The sequence below is a fragment of the Mycobacterium sp. UM_11 genome, assembly GCF_001414075.1.
Taxonomy (GTDB): domain Bacteria; phylum Actinomycetota; class Actinomycetes; order Mycobacteriales; family Mycobacteriaceae; genus Mycobacterium.
Genome location: NZ_LATC01000304.1, coordinates 1 through 213, shown reverse-complemented (window position 1 = coordinate 213; position 213 = coordinate 1). Strand labels below are relative to the sequence as shown.

Sequence of the window (213 nt, the reverse complement as noted above, 5' to 3'; positions counted from 1 at the left end):
GGCCGCCCAGGTCGGGGGTTTGTCGGTGCCCCAGCAGTGGGCCACGCTGACCTCGGCGGTCAGCCCGGCCAACGCCGCCGAGGCCGAGGTCGCCCCCCTCCAGGCCGGGGCGAGCAATCCGCCGGGCAACGCCCTGCTGCGCGGCATGCCCACCGGCGTCATGGGCCGCCGCGCCGGCGCCGCCGCGGGCTACTCGCACAAATACGGATTCCG

Annotated in this window: 1 pseudogene; it reads left to right on the top strand. The window is 77.0% G+C overall.

The features are described 5' to 3' along the window. A pseudogene (locus WU80_RS25140) lies at nt 1-213 on the top strand (hypothetical protein); the annotation flags it as partial.